At 40.7% G+C, this 15,926-nt stretch carries 15 protein-coding genes; 5 read left to right on the top strand and 10 right to left on the bottom strand.

Annotated features, from left to right (window positions below; genetic code table 11):
* Positions 1–41: 41 nt before the first annotated feature.
* Entirely contained in the window at positions 42–3,515 is a 3,474-nt protein-coding gene (locus tag ACFEL9_RS06420; protein ID WP_385887309.1) for a T9SS type A sorting domain-containing protein, read from the bottom strand.
* Positions 3,516–3,909: 394 nt separating this feature from the next.
* A complete protein-coding gene (locus tag ACFEL9_RS06425; protein WP_385887312.1) occupies positions 3,910–4,326 on the bottom strand; it encodes a hypothetical protein in 417 nt (138 codons plus the stop codon).
* Between the two features lie 499 nt (positions 4,327–4,825).
* Here ACFEL9_RS06425 and ACFEL9_RS06430 point away from each other — a divergent pair, with 499 nt between their 5' ends.
* Both ACFEL9_RS06430 and ACFEL9_RS06435 read left to right on the top strand, forming a co-directional pair.
* Positions 4,826–5,002 (top strand): hypothetical protein, encoded by a 177-nt coding sequence (locus ACFEL9_RS06430; protein ID WP_385887315.1) that lies wholly within the window; start codon positions 4,826–4,828, stop codon positions 5,000–5,002.
* Positions 5,003–5,306: 304 nt separating this feature from the next.
* On the top strand, positions 5,307–6,797 hold the full coding sequence (locus tag ACFEL9_RS06435; RefSeq protein WP_385887318.1) for an FAD-binding oxidoreductase: 1,491 nt from the start codon (positions 5,307–5,309) through the stop codon (positions 6,795–6,797).
* A gap of 302 nt (positions 6,798–7,099) precedes the next feature.
* Here ACFEL9_RS06435 and ACFEL9_RS06440 read toward each other — a convergent pair whose 3' ends face one another.
* Positions 7,100–7,540: a hypothetical protein gene (locus tag ACFEL9_RS06440; RefSeq protein WP_385887321.1), complete on the bottom strand. Its 441-nt coding sequence runs from the start codon at positions 7,538–7,540 to the stop codon at positions 7,100–7,102.
* A 404-nt stretch (positions 7,541–7,944) separates the two neighbouring features.
* Positions 7,945–8,385 carry a hypothetical protein gene (locus tag ACFEL9_RS06445; RefSeq protein ID WP_385887324.1) on the bottom strand — a complete coding sequence of 147 codons (441 nt, stop codon included), beginning with the start codon at positions 8,383–8,385 and terminating at the stop codon, positions 7,945–7,947.
* Between the two features lie 250 nt (positions 8,386–8,635).
* Between ACFEL9_RS06445 and ACFEL9_RS06450 the strand changes: the two genes are divergently transcribed.
* The 3 genes from ACFEL9_RS06450 to ACFEL9_RS06460 all read left to right on the top strand — a co-directional run bounded on the left by ACFEL9_RS06450 (position 8,636) and on the right by ACFEL9_RS06460 (position 10,382).
* The gene (locus ACFEL9_RS06450) at positions 8,636–9,025 is read left to right on the top strand and encodes a helix-turn-helix domain-containing protein (protein ID WP_385887327.1); all 390 of its coding nucleotides are present in this window, start codon (positions 8,636–8,638) and stop codon (positions 9,023–9,025) included.
* A gap of 135 nt (positions 9,026–9,160) precedes the next feature.
* Entirely contained in the window at positions 9,161–9,364 is a 204-nt protein-coding gene (locus ACFEL9_RS06455; RefSeq protein WP_385887330.1) for a YqaE/Pmp3 family membrane protein, read from the top strand.
* Positions 9,365–9,794: 430 nt separating this feature from the next.
* A complete protein-coding gene (locus tag ACFEL9_RS06460; protein ID WP_385887332.1) occupies positions 9,795–10,382 on the top strand; it encodes a HEPN family nuclease in 588 nt (195 codons plus the stop codon).
* A gap of 194 nt (positions 10,383–10,576) precedes the next feature.
* Here the strand turns inward: ACFEL9_RS06460 and ACFEL9_RS06465 are convergent, their stop codons facing one another.
* From ACFEL9_RS06465 to ACFEL9_RS06490, 6 genes are all read right to left on the bottom strand, one after another.
* Positions 10,577–10,888, bottom strand: a complete 312-nt coding sequence (locus tag ACFEL9_RS06465) for a hypothetical protein (RefSeq protein WP_385887335.1) — start codon at positions 10,886–10,888, stop codon at positions 10,577–10,579.
* A 144-nt stretch (positions 10,889–11,032) separates the two neighbouring features.
* On the bottom strand, positions 11,033–11,269 hold the full coding sequence (locus ACFEL9_RS06470; RefSeq protein ID WP_385887337.1) for an SHOCT domain-containing protein: 237 nt from the start codon (positions 11,267–11,269) through the stop codon (positions 11,033–11,035).
* A 38-nt stretch (positions 11,270–11,307) separates the two neighbouring features.
* Entirely contained in the window at positions 11,308–11,580 is a 273-nt protein-coding gene (locus ACFEL9_RS06475) for a hypothetical protein (protein ID WP_385887340.1), read from the bottom strand.
* Positions 11,581–11,853: 273 nt separating this feature from the next.
* On the bottom strand, positions 11,854–12,285 hold the full coding sequence (locus ACFEL9_RS06480) for a hypothetical protein (protein ID WP_385887343.1): 432 nt from the start codon (positions 12,283–12,285) through the stop codon (positions 11,854–11,856).
* Positions 12,286–12,955: 670 nt separating this feature from the next.
* A complete protein-coding gene (locus ACFEL9_RS06485; protein ID WP_385887346.1) occupies positions 12,956–15,136 on the bottom strand; it encodes a DEAD/DEAH box helicase in 2,181 nt (726 codons plus the stop codon).
* Between the two features lie 89 nt (positions 15,137–15,225).
* Complete coding sequence (locus ACFEL9_RS06490; protein ID WP_385887349.1) at positions 15,226–15,759, bottom strand: Imm51 family immunity protein; 534 nt, start codon at positions 15,757–15,759, stop codon at positions 15,226–15,228.
* Positions 15,760–15,926 lie beyond the last annotated feature (167 nt).

Genomic DNA, 15,926 nt, shown 5'->3' on the forward strand with positions numbered 1-15,926 from the left:
GGGGGTGAGACATCTTGCAATAAATAGTAAATGAGGTTTTGCTATTGTTTTACAAATTTTAGTGATAGACTTCTTCCGTTCCTTTTTCGTAATAAGCAGGTGTAGTAACCCCGTGGTAAAGTTTGCACATCAATAGAGATACTGGTTTTACCGGAGATATTTATGGCTGTCATGACCACATTGCCATCCATGCCAATTATATCAAGTGTTTGCCAACTATCTGTTAGTTTAAGGCTGTCTATGATGAGAAAAGCGCTGGCGGGATTTGGATACATCTTTATCCCATATTCATTCGGCTCAACGATGTCTATGGCGGTGACAACATCAAATGAAAGTACATTGCTGAAAAGGGTTGAAGGACTTGCGCAGTCTGCATCGCTTGTTAACCTGCACCTGATTTTGGAGCCTATTACAGGAGAAGGATAAGTGAGTGTGGCTGCTACGCCTGCAGCAATATCTTTCCAATAAGGATGTGCCGATGAACTGTCCTGCCATTGATATATTGGAGACACCCCACCATTGGAAATATTGCTGGTAAGATGTGCGGACTGACCCTGCATAATCGTTGTGTTTCCGCTAATGGTGATAGCCGGAACAACGGTTGTTCTTACCGTGTAAATAGTGTCTTTGTGTGTAGTGTAGGCTGAGTTAGCATAGGTGACGGTTATCAAATGGTCACCAGCCATAGTAATGCCGGTCGTAAAGTATTCAAATCTCCGGGTGGCACTGTCCAGGTTCAATGATATGCCATCTTGCGTTACGGTAACAACAGTTGCATTTTTTGGCCAATTGGCCAGTTCTGCTTTTGCAGATAATGAATTCCCGCACCTGGCTGATACATTCAGTATTTCAGGTACGGGCAGGTACAGGGAATCACGTATAAGCACATTGCTAATTACAGTGTCAGGACTGGCACAATATGCATTGCTGATCATTATACACCTGAGCCTGGCATCAGCTCCTGGAAAAGTATAACGGAGGGTGCTTGCAAAATTTCCAATATTATTCCAGTAAGGCGTGGGATATAAGTAGCCTTCCTGCCATTGATAAACGGGTGTGTTACCGGCATTGGTTGCCGAGCTGGTAATAGTGGTTGGTTCACCTAACTCAACAGCTACATTGCCGCTGATTGTAATCGAAGGCGTGATGGTAGCAGTGACCGTGTAGCTGGTATCTTTATAGGTAATGGTGTCCGCATTTGTATAGGTAACTTTTATTTTATGATCACCTGTGGCCGTAATGGCTTTTGTAAAATATTCAAAGTTGAGCGTGGCACTATCGTATGGTACCGGGATATCATTTTGTGTAATGGCCACCGTGGCATTTTCAGGGAGATTGGCTAACCTGGCAATACCAGGTAGTGCATTCGCACATTTGTTTGATACGTTTAATATCCGGGGTTCTGGCAGAAATAAGTTATCCAGTTTTGCCACCTCGAAAGAGTGATCGCTATTTTTAAATAGTCCTCTTCCATAAATATTCCCTGTTTTATCAAATGCTATTCCATCGATGTGTTCACCCTGTTGAAGATTGCCCAATTCAATAAAACGGCTTCCGTTCCATTTGCTAAGTTTATTTCCACCTCCCAGGTAGATGTTTCCTAAACTATCCGATACAATAAATGAAGCAGACCCGTGCTCTTTGCCGAATTGCCTCCAGGTACTGCCATTCCATTTGGTGATATAAGGATGCCAGCCACTGCTCAAGTCAAGATAAGTGGGGTTGGCATATACATTACCCGATGTATCTACGGCAATAGCCGTAATGGGGTCTTCAGAGTCCAATGTATTACCTGAAGTTCCAAGTTCGGTCCAGGTCTTACCATCCCATTTAGTTACGTAGTATACAGAGCCTGCGCTATTAAAATGATATGCACTAGCGTAGACATTGCCTGCCGCATCTACTGCCAGGGCACCAACCGGCTTTCCTGTCTTTAACGAGTTTTTTCCTCCCAATTCGCTCCAGGTTGTGCCATCCCATTTGGCAACATAAAAATTGCCGTCAGCATTAGTGAAATAGCCCGCCGCATACAGATATCCTTTGGCATCTATTACCAGTAAATTAATATCACCATTCCCGTTTATTGCAGTACTGCCAGATCCTAATTCACTCCAGGCAATACCATCCCATTTCGCTACATAAGTCTTTCCATTACCATTTTTGAAAACTCCTGACACGTAGATATTTCCTGCTGCATCCGGTATAATGGCGCTGATCCATGCATCTGCATTTAAGACGCTTGTACTATTACCCAGTTCGGCCCACCGGCTTCCATTCCATTTGGCTACATACCTTCTTCCATTTCCATTAGTTAAATATCCTGCTGCGTATACATTGCCGCCCTGATCCGTTGCAATGACCCGGACTCCATCGCCTGACAATTTTCCTTCCCCGTTACTATCTAATTCTGTCCAACTGTTAGTGGTGGCATTCCATTTTACCACCCGACGGTAACCATTGCTGTTGGTAAAATGTCCCGAGGCATATACATTGCCAAGCTGATCGGTAATAATGCAGCTGATCTCGCCATTGGCATGTAAGGCCCCTGGACCAGCGCCCAGTTCGGTCCAGTTGATCCCATTCCATTTTGCGATATAGGGGCCGTGCATGCCATCCGTAAAATCTCCCGCTGCATACACATTTCCTGCTGCATCTGTAGCGAGGGTTCTTATCCAATAGTCAGCATTCAATGCGGCATTGACCGTTCCCAGTTCTTCCCAACTGGTGCCATTCCATTTTGCTACATATTCCTTGTTATTGTTGTTTACAAATTGTCCCGCCGCATACACATTACCGCTGCCATCCGTTGTAATACATAAAATACCTGCGTTCGGATTTAATGCATTGCTTCCCGTTCCCAATTCTGCCCAGCTGACGCCATTCCATTTTGCCACATAGGGCTTGCCACTGCTATTAGTGAATCCCCCCGCTGCGTATAGGTTTCCAGCTCCATCCGAGCTGATCGATTTAATAACATTCGTAGCGTTTAATGCATTCACTCCTGTGCCCAATTCACTCCAGGTGACTCCATCCCATTTTGCCACATACGTTTTCGCCATATTATTAGTGAAACTCCCGGCGGCATAAATATTTCCTGCGGCATCGGTGGTAATTGACTCAATAGGTCCGTTGGCATTTAATGAGCTGGATCCTGTTCCCAGTTCACTCCAAATGCTGCCATTCCATTTGGCTACATAATATCTTCCATTATTATTCGAAAACCAGCCGCCTGCATAAATATTCCCCCCGGCATCTGAGCTAAGTGTCAAAATATAACTATCGGGGTTTAGTGATCCTAACTCAGACCAACTATTGCCGTTCCATTTGAACACGCCTTTTCCAAAACATGCATAAATATTGCCCGCCGGATCTTTAGTAATAGCATATAAGGGTGTAACATTTGGAGGATTAACAATGTTACTGCTCACTTCGTACCAGCCTGTCTGACTTTTTACGACAAGTGTAAAGGATAAACAAATGAGGAGGACAAAGAACCGGTGGATCTGGATTTTCATAAGTTGAATAAATTTTCACATACAGTGTGGGTGGTCGCCAAATATAATATCTATTTCCTGATCCAGGTAGAGGTGCAGGAACAATGTAGGGCGGCATCGGCCAGATAAAATAACCCTGGATTGATTTAGCCTGTGGAGGGCAGACAAGTTGTCTCTTTCATACAGTCCCTACGCTTTATCCGGCGCTTTGAGTGGGCTTTGAGTGGGAGGAGCCATACAGCAAAAGTCAAGGGTCATCTGCCTAAATGTCTTTTTCGTTTTTTCTCTTTCGTAAAATTACCTGTGCGAAATGGCTGACCGTGTTTATTGAGTAAGCCGGCCCCAGCGGGGCCACATGTTGGTAGCCACGGTTATCCTTCATTTTTTTAAAGCCCCGTAGGGGCGGCATGTGCTTTTATGGTACGGTATTGAGAGTGCCGGGAAAGGCAGTGATGATTTTGCCGCCGCCATCGGTGAGGATGGTGATAGTGGTAGTGGGCTGACCGGCTTTATCGAAGCCGATGGGTTGTTCGGTGGTGATTATCCGCTGAAAGTTCAAACATCCCTTTACAGGGGTGACCGGTAATGCATGAGCTTCGCGGATGTGGTGTAATATATCTGTCAGCGGAATATGGAATTTACCGGTATTGGGATAACGGGGAATCTTGTAGTAATGTCTTTCTATAATGTGTGCTAATGCGGAAATGCTGAGGTAATAATTCTTGCGAAGGAATTTCTTTTTGTCGCCGAGGGGGAGATGTATGAACATTTCTTTGCTCATGTCGTCGAGCCATTGCTGGGTATCGGGAGGAGGAAGAGGGGTTTGAGCCATTCGGGTTCATTGAAGGAAGACATAAACTTATTTTTCTTTCTTTATTTTTTGGCCTGAGCCTTTGATTCAAGACCTGTAATTATTTTTCATCATTCTCTACTTTTTTTCTTGACAAAAAAAGTAGCAAAAAAGCCAAGGACAAACGAATGCTCCGCCGTTTGTCCGGCCCACGCACAAGGACTCCGATAGTTTGGAAGTCGTTTTTGTAATCGTAGTGGAAGGTGCCAGACTCCGCTGCTTGCTATGCGTGACAACTGGAGGCGCCTGCCTGCCGGCAGGCAGGCTGCTTTTTCGCCGGGAGGGTTGATGCCAATTCCATTTTTACATCAGGCGAAAAAGAGGCGCTGGTAGTGTCCTTTTATATTGGTTGTTTATTTGCATTTTATCATTTTAGCTGCGGCGAAGTTTGGTGTGCCACTTAGTGAAGCGGCCCCCGCGGGGCCGAATATTGGTAGCCACGGTTATCATTCATTTTTTTAAAGCCCCGTAGGGGCGGCATGTGCTTTTATGGTACGGTATTGAGAGTGCCGGGAAAGGCAGTGATGATTTTGCCTCCGCCATCGGTGAGGATGGTGATAGTGGTAGTGGGCTGACCGGCCTTGTCGAAGCCGATGGGTTGTTCGGTGGTGATTACCCGCCGAAAGTTCAAACATCCCTTTACAGGGGTGACTGGTAATGCATGAGCTTCGCGGATGTGGTGTAATATATCTGTTAGCGGAATATGAAATTTACCGGTATTGGGATAACAGGGAATCTTGTAGTAACATTTTCTTTATTGCAGATTATTATTTGAAGATCCCGAAAGAAGCTGAAATATTTTGAAAACCCTGATGAAACAGAAGACCGGAGAAACGGAAAATTAAATACTGTAAAAGCCGGAAGTCGCCTGAATTATATTTTTATTTTTGTATTCCTCAAGTGATTTCTATGTCTCCTTAATGTGTCCTAAAAAATTTTATCTCACTATTAAATCTTTCATTATGATTACAGAAAATGCAACGGTTGAGGGTAATGCCGCCCCGGCAGATCAACTGGAAGATATAATATCAAATGTGCGGATTACTACAACCACGGGTGAAGAAAGCGTAGTTTCAAAAAAAATTCTTGATGAGTTTAAGAACAGCCTTCGGGGAAAACTGGTTGGTACCAACGACGCTGTTTATGACGAGGTACGCAAGGTACACAACGGAATGATTGACAAACGTCCCGCTATGATCGTTCAATGTACTACCGTAACCGACATCATTGCCAGCGTCAACTTCGCCCGAAAGAACAACCTGCTCGTAGCTGTTCGCGGCGCCGGTCATAATGTTGCAGGAAGTTCGGTTTGTGATGGTGGAATTGTCATTGACCTCTCCGGCATGAAAGGAGTACGAATTGATCCCACACATCGCACGGTACGGGTTGAACCTGGTGTTACATGGGGCGAACTTAGCCACGACCTGCAAGTTTTCGGTCTTGCTGCTACAGGCGGCTATGTATCTACCACCGGGGTTTCAGGACTTACGTTGGGTGGCGGACTGGGATGGCTCCTTCGCAAGCATGGCATGGCGCTGGACAATCTCTTGTCCGCAGATGTTGTAACTGCAGATGGACGGCTTCTTACTGCTGATTCAACTCAAAATGAAGATCTCTTCTGGGGTGTTCGCGGTGGTGGTGGGAATTTCGGAATTGTCTCATCGTTCGAATTCAAAGTACATCCTGCCGGTACAGTTTTGGGTGGCCTGGTATTGCATCCTGCATCAAAAGGCAGAAAAGCTCTACAGTACTGGCGTGACTTTTCGAATCAATCACCGATGGAGCTAACGGGAGGAGCCTTGCTATTTCATCCCCCTGCTGAACTCCCCTTGCCGGAGGTATTGCACCAGGAAGGTATCGTAGCAATGGGCGGCGTTTATACGGGAACTCTCAGCATCGGTGAAGAGGTTTTGCGTCCGCTCCGCGAATTTGGCCCGCCTGCAGCCGACATTTTTCAACCAATGCCTTACAGTGCGGCTCAAACGATGGCAGATTTTCTATGGCCGCGGGGATTATATAATTACTGGAAGTCAAACTTTCTCAATGGGCTTGATGATGGCGCCATTGATACTATGCTTAAATTCTTTGCCAGTGCTCCTTCTCCACGAACTGTAGTTGTTCTCGAACATATTGGCAACTGCGCTATGAGTCAAATTGGTGAAGATGAGACCGCTTTTGGAAACCGGAATTGTGAATTCAATTTTCTTGTTACATCCGAATGGACCGATGCTGCCGATTCAGAAACAAATATCCAATGGACACGGGAGTTTTATGATGCAATGAAGCCTTTTATGGCAAAGGCCGTTTACCTGAACTATATTGGAGACGAAGGCCAGGACCGCGTTAAAGAAGGCTATGGAAAAAAATATGAGAGGTTGGCTATTTTGAAGCGTAAGTATGATCCTGATAACATGTTTCGCATTAATCAAAACATCGCTCCGGCAAAGGCTTAAATAGTTGAATCTGTAAGCGATCATTTTGTTTAAATGGAGTCTTCTAATTTCGGCGAAGACTCCATTACGTTTTCGTTATTGGGGCGACCTTCCCCGATCTTCATGTCAGTAAAGCGGTATTGCGTGATTTGCAGCCGTCTTCGCTCATAATGATTCTTAGGCGATGTCCGGGCAATGATAATTGGGAAAAGAGTATTGACTTAATTTTTCTGGTGGCGAAGATTTTGGCCCCAGCGGGGCCTGATGTGGGTAGACCTGTTCATCAATTATTATTTCAAGCCCTGTAGGGGCGACATGTGCTCTTATGTCTCGTTATTTACAGTGCCTGGAAACGCGGTGATGATCTTGCCACCACCATCGGTGAGGATGGTAATAATGGTAGTGGGCTGGCCGGCTTTGTCGAAGCCGATGGGCTGCCCGGTGTTTATTATGCGCTGAAAGTTTAAAGAACCATTTACAGGATTGGCATGTAATGCATGGGCTTCACGAATGTGATGTAAGATCTCTGTTAGCGGAATATGGAATTTACCGGTGTTGGGATAACGGGGAATCTTGTAGTAATGTCTTTCTATAATGTGTGCTAATGCGGAAATGCTGAGGTAATAATTCTTGCGAAGGAATTTCTTTTTGTCGCCGAGGGGGAGATGTATGAACATTTCTTTGCTCATGTCGTCGAGCCATTGTTGGGTATCGGCGAGGAGGAAGAGGAGTTTGAGCCATTCGGGTTCATTGAAGCAGAGCATACCTGGCTATTTTGTTTTTATAAGCGATCACTTATTTCTGTTCTTTTCGCTTGAACGAAAAGAACCAAAAGTTCAAGGCAAACACCAACGCTCCGCGGGTTTTGCCGGGCCAACGCACGAGGACTCCGATGGCGGTTGGTCGTTTCCTCAACCGCATTGGTTGGAAGTACGAAGACCCTGTTTCGTGCTATGCGAAGCAACTGGAGGCGCTGCTTTTTCGCCGGCTTGCTGATTGCAGCAAGAGGTTTTATAACAGGCGAAAAAGAGGCGCTGCAAGAGTCCTTTTATTAGTTGAATTGAGTTTGTGCTGTTCATTGATTGGATTTATGTTTTGGGGTGAGAGTTTGGTTGAGGATTGCCAACCCTTGAAAGGTTGGCAACCCTTTGTGAATATTATTTTCATTTTACTTACGGCGGAGCTTGTTGTACCATTTTTTGAACCACCAGTAATAGTATTTGTCGCGCCATTTTGCATGCAGGTTCATCATTTTTTCTTTGGCGCCGTTTGGCCAAAGCATGCCAATGGCATCGAGCTCGGTGAACATTTGCAGGATTTCCTGTTTGGTGTAGAACTGCTGGCCGTAGTTCATTTCGATAGCATAGTTTAACAGATTTACTTTGGCCTCATCACGGCCCTCCCGTTTCCAACTGCCGCAGCCCAGGTTGTCTATAAAATCGGACAGCAGTTCATTGGGAGTGGTATCCCATAATTTGCAGAGCACCAAAAAGCCCATGGGCAAGGGAAAACGAAACTCCTGGATGCGGGCATAGTCTTCAATCATCCATTTGGCTCCTGGTTTGGGCAGTTTTTTGGGAAGGGGTTTAGTGTCATTGGTGATTCGCATAGTGAATAAGGTTTTGTATAAAGATTAAAAACAAGGTTGCCGGCTTTTGCTATACACTCCCTGGCGGGCTGATTTATGGCTGCAAGTAAAAACGGTTTATTGCCGTGACCTACCATACCGGATTGTATTTTACCGTAGCATTCTTGTAGTTTACCATTGATAAATGGCTTATACTTGCAAAACCTCACCTCCGACGCTTTGGTCGGAGCCAGGAACATACTAAGATGCTATCTTTATTAAACCAACAACTATGACAGAAAAAACAATACACGAAGGAAGAAATGTAAAACGCATACGGGAGATATTGGGTATAAAACAGGATGCCCTTGCCCTGGAGCTGGGCCTTAGCCAGCAGGCTGTGTCTGCAATGGAGCAAAAGGAAGCATTGGATAAGGATATGTTGGAGAAGGTGGCGAAGGTGTTGAAGGTTACACCTGAGGCTATTAAAACATTTAGTGAGGAGAGTGTAATAAATATTATTTCAAATACATTCAACAGTCATGATGCATCAACAATGAATGCTGTTAACTGTTACCCTACTTTTAACCCATTGGAAAAAATGGTTGAGCTTTATGAAGCATTACTAAAAAGCGAAAGAGAAAAAATTGCTTTGCTGGAAAAGATGTTGGATAAAAAATAATCAGCTATTGAGCACTGCGACAGGTGCAAATCACATCGCTAAGGTTACAATAAACTTTACATACCAATCGTTAAGCAATCACGATAATTTGAAAATTTAGGTTGACTTATTTTCATCTATAAACAAAGACTAAAAATGACACTGCTGGCTATTTTACTTCCATGGCTTTCATTTTTGTTGCGCGGAAAGATTTTTGCTGGTATTCTTTGCATCATCTTACAGATTACAGTATTGGGCTGGATACCTGCAGCAATATGGGCAGTAGTATCTCTTAATAATTCAAGGCAAGAAAGACGGACAGACAGAATTGTAAAAGCGATTCGAGAAAGCAGAGCTTAGTTTAGCGCAAATCCATTACTTCATTGCCAGGTTTCCTTTATCTCCGGGCTGTTATTTTTGGTGCAAGTTTGCCAGCCTCGTTGAGGCTGATGCGGAGATGCAATCTCCGCATAACCATTGAACTTTTTTTATTTTATTGAACACTACGGATAACCTGGGAAGTAATCTTCTTTTTATTGTAGAACACTACAGGCAACCGGGGCCGGGTCCACAGCTTGCACACAAAGCGACGGTGTTTTCCACAATGTCGGCTGTTGTTATTTGCAGGTATGACAGCTTCTGCGAAGCTGATACGGAGACGCAGTCCCCGTATAACATCCTATAGTTTTTATTTTTCTAATTGCTCGGAACACTACGGGCGACGAGGGGAAAACGCATTTAGTTGTATTTAATTCGGTGGAGCATTAACTTCGAAGTTCAAAATATAAATATGGCTAAAACGCCTGACGAGGAAAAAAATACGATTGATTTGGTTACTGGAGCAATGTTCTCAATCAGTTTTTTGGACACGATAACTAATGCACTATTTAATCATGAAGCAAATACTCAATCCTTAATTGATTTTTATAATTATTGGCTAAAAGGAACAGGTGCAAAAGACCAGAAAATACCATTTAGTCCAGGGAGTTTTGTCGGCTATTTGTTTTGCGGGCTACTTATTACGAAAGAAAATTGGAGCGACCTGCTTCCAGATCAAGCTATTTCTACTCTTGATCCAGATTGGGGACTATCTGGAGTATCTGGTCTTCCCGAAGATAAAGCCGATCCAAAATTGTCATACGTGATACGGCGAGTTAGGAACGCCCTAGGACATACCAATTTTACTATGCACGTACCTACACCAGAGGAAGTTAATGGTGATTTAAGTAAGATACATACGTTAACAAAATTTACCTTTAGAGACGTGGATCCGAAACATCCTAATAATTGGTTTGAGGTTATGCTCACCATGCATCAACTGGAGTTATTAATTAAAAAATTTCAAAGTATAGTCCATCAAAATGTTCGTCTTAAATAAAAATTATCGATAGTTATATCCCGCCTTGGCAAGTGTTTTTCTTCCTCCCGCCATACCAACCGAAGCGGACATTCTAAGGAGAACTGGGAGGACATTGCCAAGAAAATATCAAGGGTTTAAAACTGTACGATTAGTTTAAGCTTGTCTGACATTGTCCGTAAGATCAAATACTAACTATTTCACCCCCCCCCGAATTATTGCTCACTTTTCTTTACAACTGTTTGAGAAACCCATCTGTGTCTGCAGCCCTCACCGCCTCTTCTATCCCAAACGGAATAACCCACACGTTGACTTATTAGTTCTATTTCGCTACGAGTGTAAAGTCTATTTAATTCAAGTAATTTTTTGCAGAATGCTCTCGATGGATAATCAGGCGTGTCTTTCTCTGCTTCAGGAACGTCTTCATTCCATTCATAACTATATTTAATTGAAACCTCAATTTTTTCAGATTGACCTTCTTTGACCTCTACATTTTCTTTATTCTTTTTAAAAAAATTGAATTTCATAATGAAGAATTTAGTTATTGCAATATATCCAAAATTATTTAATAGGGGCAGGCTCATGTGGAGGCGGAATTTCCGCATAGCCATTGGGCTTTTTCATTTTATTGAACACTACGGATAACAAAGGACACTAAGGACAACTGGAAACTATCCGAGAATTTTCTTTTTTTGTTGTTGAAACTCTTCTTCATTTAATATACCCTGCTCTTTTAGTTTTCCTAGTTTTTCCAGCTGGGCATACATGTCATTAACAGATGGCCCAAAGTTCTTAACTGTTTGAGCTTCTATTTTTTGTTCTGTTTGACTAAGGTAGGATGGCATGCTTTTTAAAACTTCAAGTTCCGCTTCTTTTTTTCTTTGTGAATTTGATTTGGATGCGACCATTATTATACCAATGATAAAAAAAACTGCACCACCGGCTATTAAAAGAATTCCTGCAGTTTGTTGGTCTCGTTCTCAGACCTATAATACTCATTAAATCTGTCCTTAACTCTTCCTTCAAACGAATCTGTTCTGGTGGAAACTTCAACTAAAGCAGCTATGCCGAGACCAATGCCAATTAATCCTATAATTAAAAAGAAAACCCCGAAAAACGTTTTCATGTTTTTTCCAAATTTTGAAATTAAGATTCCAATGACAATGGCTAGAATTAATAATATTATTAATTCGTTTGTTCCCAAAACTCCTAGTAGCATAAATTTTTTTAATTAATTGATGTAGTTCAACAGTATAAGACAAAAGAGACTTGAAAACAATAGTATCAAAAAAATCCATTTCTACATAGCTTTTATCTGAAAAAGTCGATAGCAAGCATATTCAGATATAGGTAGCTTCTGCGAAGCTGATGCGGAGATGCAGTCTCCGCATCGGCCGTTCTAGTTTTTTATTTTTTTGAACATTACGGACGATCTGCGGCTTGAAAATCTTCGTGACAAAAACTCAAAGGAAGGAAATTTAAGTCCGCTGGCTCATTTCCCATCTTCCAGTGGCGGTACCGCTTTTATAGTACTTGTTATCTTCTCCTTTAAATATAATCGGATCAATGCGCCATGTGCCTTCAAATTTTTTTTCAGTGAATTAAAGTTTCCTTTATAATGTAGCAAGGGATGAGGTATATTGAGATTAATGGGATTTCCCAGGAGATCGTGACCAAAAAAATTAGGCATCCTTTTGACAAAAGTAATCTGGTTGGCCTTGATTCTTCCTTTGATCTTACCCTTTTCTTTCATTCCTCCTTTATTAAAATCATCCTGAACGACTCCTTCTATTCTCCCAAACCATTTTCTTTTCAGTTCGATTGTGAAAGGCACGCCGTAATCTTTCGAAAAAGAATGATGTTCATCATATTTGTAATTACCTTCCCAAATCTCGGTCTTTGTCTTTTTTAATAATGCCAACATTTATTTTTTTTAGACAAGATAGTAATTGCTCATTGAATTTTTGAAAGTTAGAGCGAGGAACCGTTCGACATTTTTTATTTATTGAACAACTGACAGCGGGGGTAGGTAGAAATTTAAAGTATAGTAAAATCAAACAAATGCGAATAAGTTTCGCCGTAAGAATTCAGGTCTAAAAAAAATTTCTTCTTACTAAAGTGCTTGAATTCTTCATTCCCTATTAAAAAAAGACAAAACTTAACAAATTCGCTTGGATATGGGAATCGGTTTAAGCTATATCTTACGTCGTCTGACCTGTATCCAAAATTAATGTGATAAGTGTTATGATAATAGTTTTTACAGTTTATTATATCCATGTCAAACCTGAAGTATGACATTAATAAATCGGGATGAGGTAAAAAAGAAAGAGATCCTCGTGTTATTTTATGATTTCTTTCTTCAAAAAATACTTGTATAAGAGCTGTTTCCGAAATTGCTAAACTGTATTGAAGATTTTCATTCACCCACTGATAATATTCCTCGTAGGAATAAAAAAATTCTTTTGTTTTGTAATTAACCCAGGTTAAAATTTTTTCGTTGGGTGTTAAATGAAATAGTGGATTTGATATTGAATATTTTTTTGAATAATGATTATATGCTAAAAGTAAGTTTGAGTGTAATTTTTTTGCAGAGATCATAGTCCTAGTTTTTTTCTTAGCACTTCCCGTTGTTCTTCAGTTAATTCTATTGCTTCTTCATCCAATGACAAAAGGTCTTGAATTGTTTTAGAACTTTTCTTTTTTTCTTGGAGTCTTCTAGCGTGTTCTTCTTGGCTTAATTTTTTTGCGATTTTATCAGGATCGGGAAAGTTGAATAGGAATCTAGGAATTCTTTGAATTGTTTCCTTTATTTCAGAAATAGCTCTTTCCATTTGGATTCCTGTTCCAGATATTCTGCACCAGCCCTTTGATCTGCTTATTGAAGTAAATGCTCTATTTCTTGCGAAAACAAAATCTATATAATCATATAGATAATCAAATGCCATAATATAAACAACAAATGCTTCATTTCCCTTTGCTTTATAAACCGTAGATAAAGTAACGAATCCTTTTTCTCCAAACTTATCTCTATCTACCCCTCCAATACCTGGAATAATGCTTGGTACTCCTTTTGAAAAAAGCTTTGATTGTAGAGGAATGAAATGATTCTTTATGAACTTTTGGTTCAACGATATTACTATTATGTCATGGGGTTCAATGCCCTCATGTTTGACGTCTTTTTCTATTTCATTTGCAATCCATGAAATTTCTTCATCTCTTGTTTTAAAATTAAAGTACTGTAGACTTTGACGGTTTCCGCTATACAATTCATTTGCTAGGCTAATGCTGTTTTTTTGAGGTCGCTCGATAATTATTTGCTCACCAACATTTTGAAAAGATCCTTCAATTACTTCATATCCTATTGCGTCCCATACTTCTTTGTTGTCAATAACTTGCATATAGCCATCCTTGTTGTATAATCCAAGCCCAATACTATGTGCAGTCATTAACACTTGTAACGGATTTCGATATGATTTGTACAAAACATAATCCATTTCAATTCCTCCTTCATAATATCCTTTGCTGAAGTCCACAATCTTGCTTCCATCTTTAGCATATCCAAATAAGTCGCCAGTATCTGAAATTGAGAGATTATTCAATGATTGCAATTCATCATACGCAAAAATGATTCTTTTTGGTTCTTTTGTAAGTCGATAAATAAGTTGGAAATAACTTGGTGGAAAATCCTGAGCTTCATCCATTAAAACAAAGTCATACTCCTTTAATAAAGGATATTTGAGAGCATCATTACATACATAGTTAAATGCATCGTCACCCTTACTAAAACTTGAAGCTTGCATTAAAGGAATAAACTCAATGGAATTTCGAAGACAAGCTCTTGAATAAACTCCTTCTTTAGCTTTACCGCCCCACGAATGGAGGATCAATAAATTATTCCAGTCCGGATCCTTCTCTTCTGTATCCCGATAAAACTTGGTAATTAAATCCCTAATTTGATTATACAGACTTTGAGTATTGAAAGTATATAGGATTTTAGCGTTTGGATATCTACTATGTAGGAATGCAGCTTTCATCGTTAAGATTATTGTTTTTCCTGTCCCAGCCATTCCTCGGATTCTTTGAGGACCATCTGGAATTTGAATCGCTGCAGCATGTTGCTGTTTGTCTAAATAGGATATTCTTGTATCGATTAATTTTATCGCTTCTCCGATTTTATTTGCTTTTATTCCCTCAACTATTCCTTTATAATTGTTCAGTCTTCCAGCTCCTTGTGATACAGATAAAAATAGGCCTTTAATAGAGCTATTCTCGAAATATGATTTTTCCTTCCAGAAATTTTCATAAGGTTGGTCCAAAAAATCAGAAAAAATAAAATGATCAATTACGTCATAAGCATAAATTTTAAATTTTGAGGTAAATTCAGATTTTTTAATTTGGGGAAAGATTAAAAGATAGTTTATTTTCACTTTACCTCTAAGTAAACGATATTTTTCATACTTCCCTTTTAAGTTAATTTCATAGTCTTCAAGTTTTAGTAAAGGTGAATCAACCTTTTTTGAATTTATAGTCCATTCTAGCTCTGCAGCTGAATCAATGTCATCAATCTTAGTGAATGAATATACATCGATGGCACAAACGCCATAATCTAGGTCAATTATTACGATATCGGGTAAATGAGACTCTAACCCCCCGGCGATTGGATACTTGTAGTAGCAATAGCCTTTTTGACCTTTAGCAATATTTTTAAGTTTGTCAAACAAACTATTAGCACCGTTATTTTTTTTTATTTCACTCGATGTAATAATAAACTCCATTGCTAACTTTTTTAAAGATAATCAGTATGTACCTCTTGCCGAGGTTCGTGTCTTCACGAACTTTATTAGTGAAAGTTATTTTTTTATTTTCAGTCATCAATTCTCGAGCGGTCAGCTTTTTTTATCCATTCCTCTAATTTCCTTAGGTCTGAAAAAATAGGACTTAGTAATTCTACAAATTTTAGTTGGTTTTCTTTTGTGTCAGCTGTGGCATAAAAGCCGCCTGCTTCCGGATCAAAGTCTATATGTTTTAATAGGGATTTATCAAGCTGTTCCAGTATTTGTGTAATGTGCCCCTGCCAGCAATATCCATTTCCTTCGTATCCATGCTTTTGAAAAAAGTCATAATATTTTGGATACAGATCCTTGCTTTCGATTGGAGCAACTATTTGAAAGTGTCCCTCGATGTCAAGTAATTCAAAGGGGAAATATTTATTGGCCGGTGTTTCCTTTGTCAGAGGTTTTATTGTATCTGTGTTGGGAATATTGGTAGACTCTTTTTTCCGCTCTTCTTCTTTAACCACAAGTTGGCCGCTTTCATTCGTAGAACTATTTAGTTGCCCACAGCTAAGAGCAATCAAAAGTGTAGTAGCAATTACGATGTTCATTTTTATTGATGTCATTTGTGTTTCGAATTAACCGTTTTATCAAAGCATAGCTGAGCAGAATTACCGAACCCTGAACGGAGCGTCGCAACAGGCGATGCCATGAAATACTAAAGTTGGCTACATAATCATCTTTCTTGCGTCACCCTTCGACGAGCTCACTCTTAGTCATGGTTCGATAAACT

Source organism: Terrimonas alba (assembly GCF_042434975.1).
GTDB classification, from domain to species: domain Bacteria; phylum Bacteroidota; class Bacteroidia; order Chitinophagales; family Chitinophagaceae; genus Terrimonas_B; species Terrimonas_B alba.

Bases quoted from the DNA above. Each gene is read 5' to 3' on its own strand.
- ACFEL9_RS06420 (WP_385887309.1), bottom strand. From the start codon at position 3,515: ATGAAAATCCAGATCCACCGGTTCTTTGTCCTCCTCATTTGTTTATCC.
- ACFEL9_RS06425 (WP_385887312.1), bottom strand. From the start codon at position 4,326: ATGGCTCAAACCCCTCTTCCTCCTCCCGATACCCAGCAATGGCTCGAC.
- ACFEL9_RS06435 (WP_385887318.1), top strand. From the start codon at position 5,307: ATGATTACAGAAAATGCAACGGTTGAGGGTAATGCCGCCCCGGCAGAT.
- ACFEL9_RS06440 (WP_385887321.1), bottom strand. From the start codon at position 7,540: ATGCTCTGCTTCAATGAACCCGAATGGCTCAAACTCCTCTTCCTCCTC.
- ACFEL9_RS06445 (WP_385887324.1), bottom strand. From the start codon at position 8,385: ATGCGAATCACCAATGACACTAAACCCCTTCCCAAAAAACTGCCCAAA.
- ACFEL9_RS06450 (WP_385887327.1), top strand. From the start codon at position 8,636: ATGACAGAAAAAACAATACACGAAGGAAGAAATGTAAAACGCATACGG.
- ACFEL9_RS06455 (WP_385887330.1), top strand. From the start codon at position 9,161: ATGACACTGCTGGCTATTTTACTTCCATGGCTTTCATTTTTGTTGCGC.
- ACFEL9_RS06460 (WP_385887332.1), top strand. From the start codon at position 9,795: ATGGCTAAAACGCCTGACGAGGAAAAAAATACGATTGATTTGGTTACT.
- ACFEL9_RS06465 (WP_385887335.1), bottom strand. From the start codon at position 10,888: ATGAAATTCAATTTTTTTAAAAAGAATAAAGAAAATGTAGAGGTCAAA.
- ACFEL9_RS06470 (WP_385887337.1), bottom strand. From the start codon at position 11,269: ATGGTCGCATCCAAATCAAATTCACAAAGAAAAAAAGAAGCGGAACTT.
- ACFEL9_RS06475 (WP_385887340.1), bottom strand. From the start codon at position 11,580: ATGCTACTAGGAGTTTTGGGAACAAACGAATTAATAATATTATTAATT.
- ACFEL9_RS06480 (WP_385887343.1), bottom strand. From the start codon at position 12,285: ATGTTGGCATTATTAAAAAAGACAAAGACCGAGATTTGGGAAGGTAAT.
- ACFEL9_RS06485 (WP_385887346.1), bottom strand. From the start codon at position 15,136: ATGGAGTTTATTATTACATCGAGTGAAATAAAAAAAAATAACGGTGCT.
- ACFEL9_RS06490 (WP_385887349.1), bottom strand. From the start codon at position 15,759: ATGACATCAATAAAAATGAACATCGTAATTGCTACTACACTTTTGATT.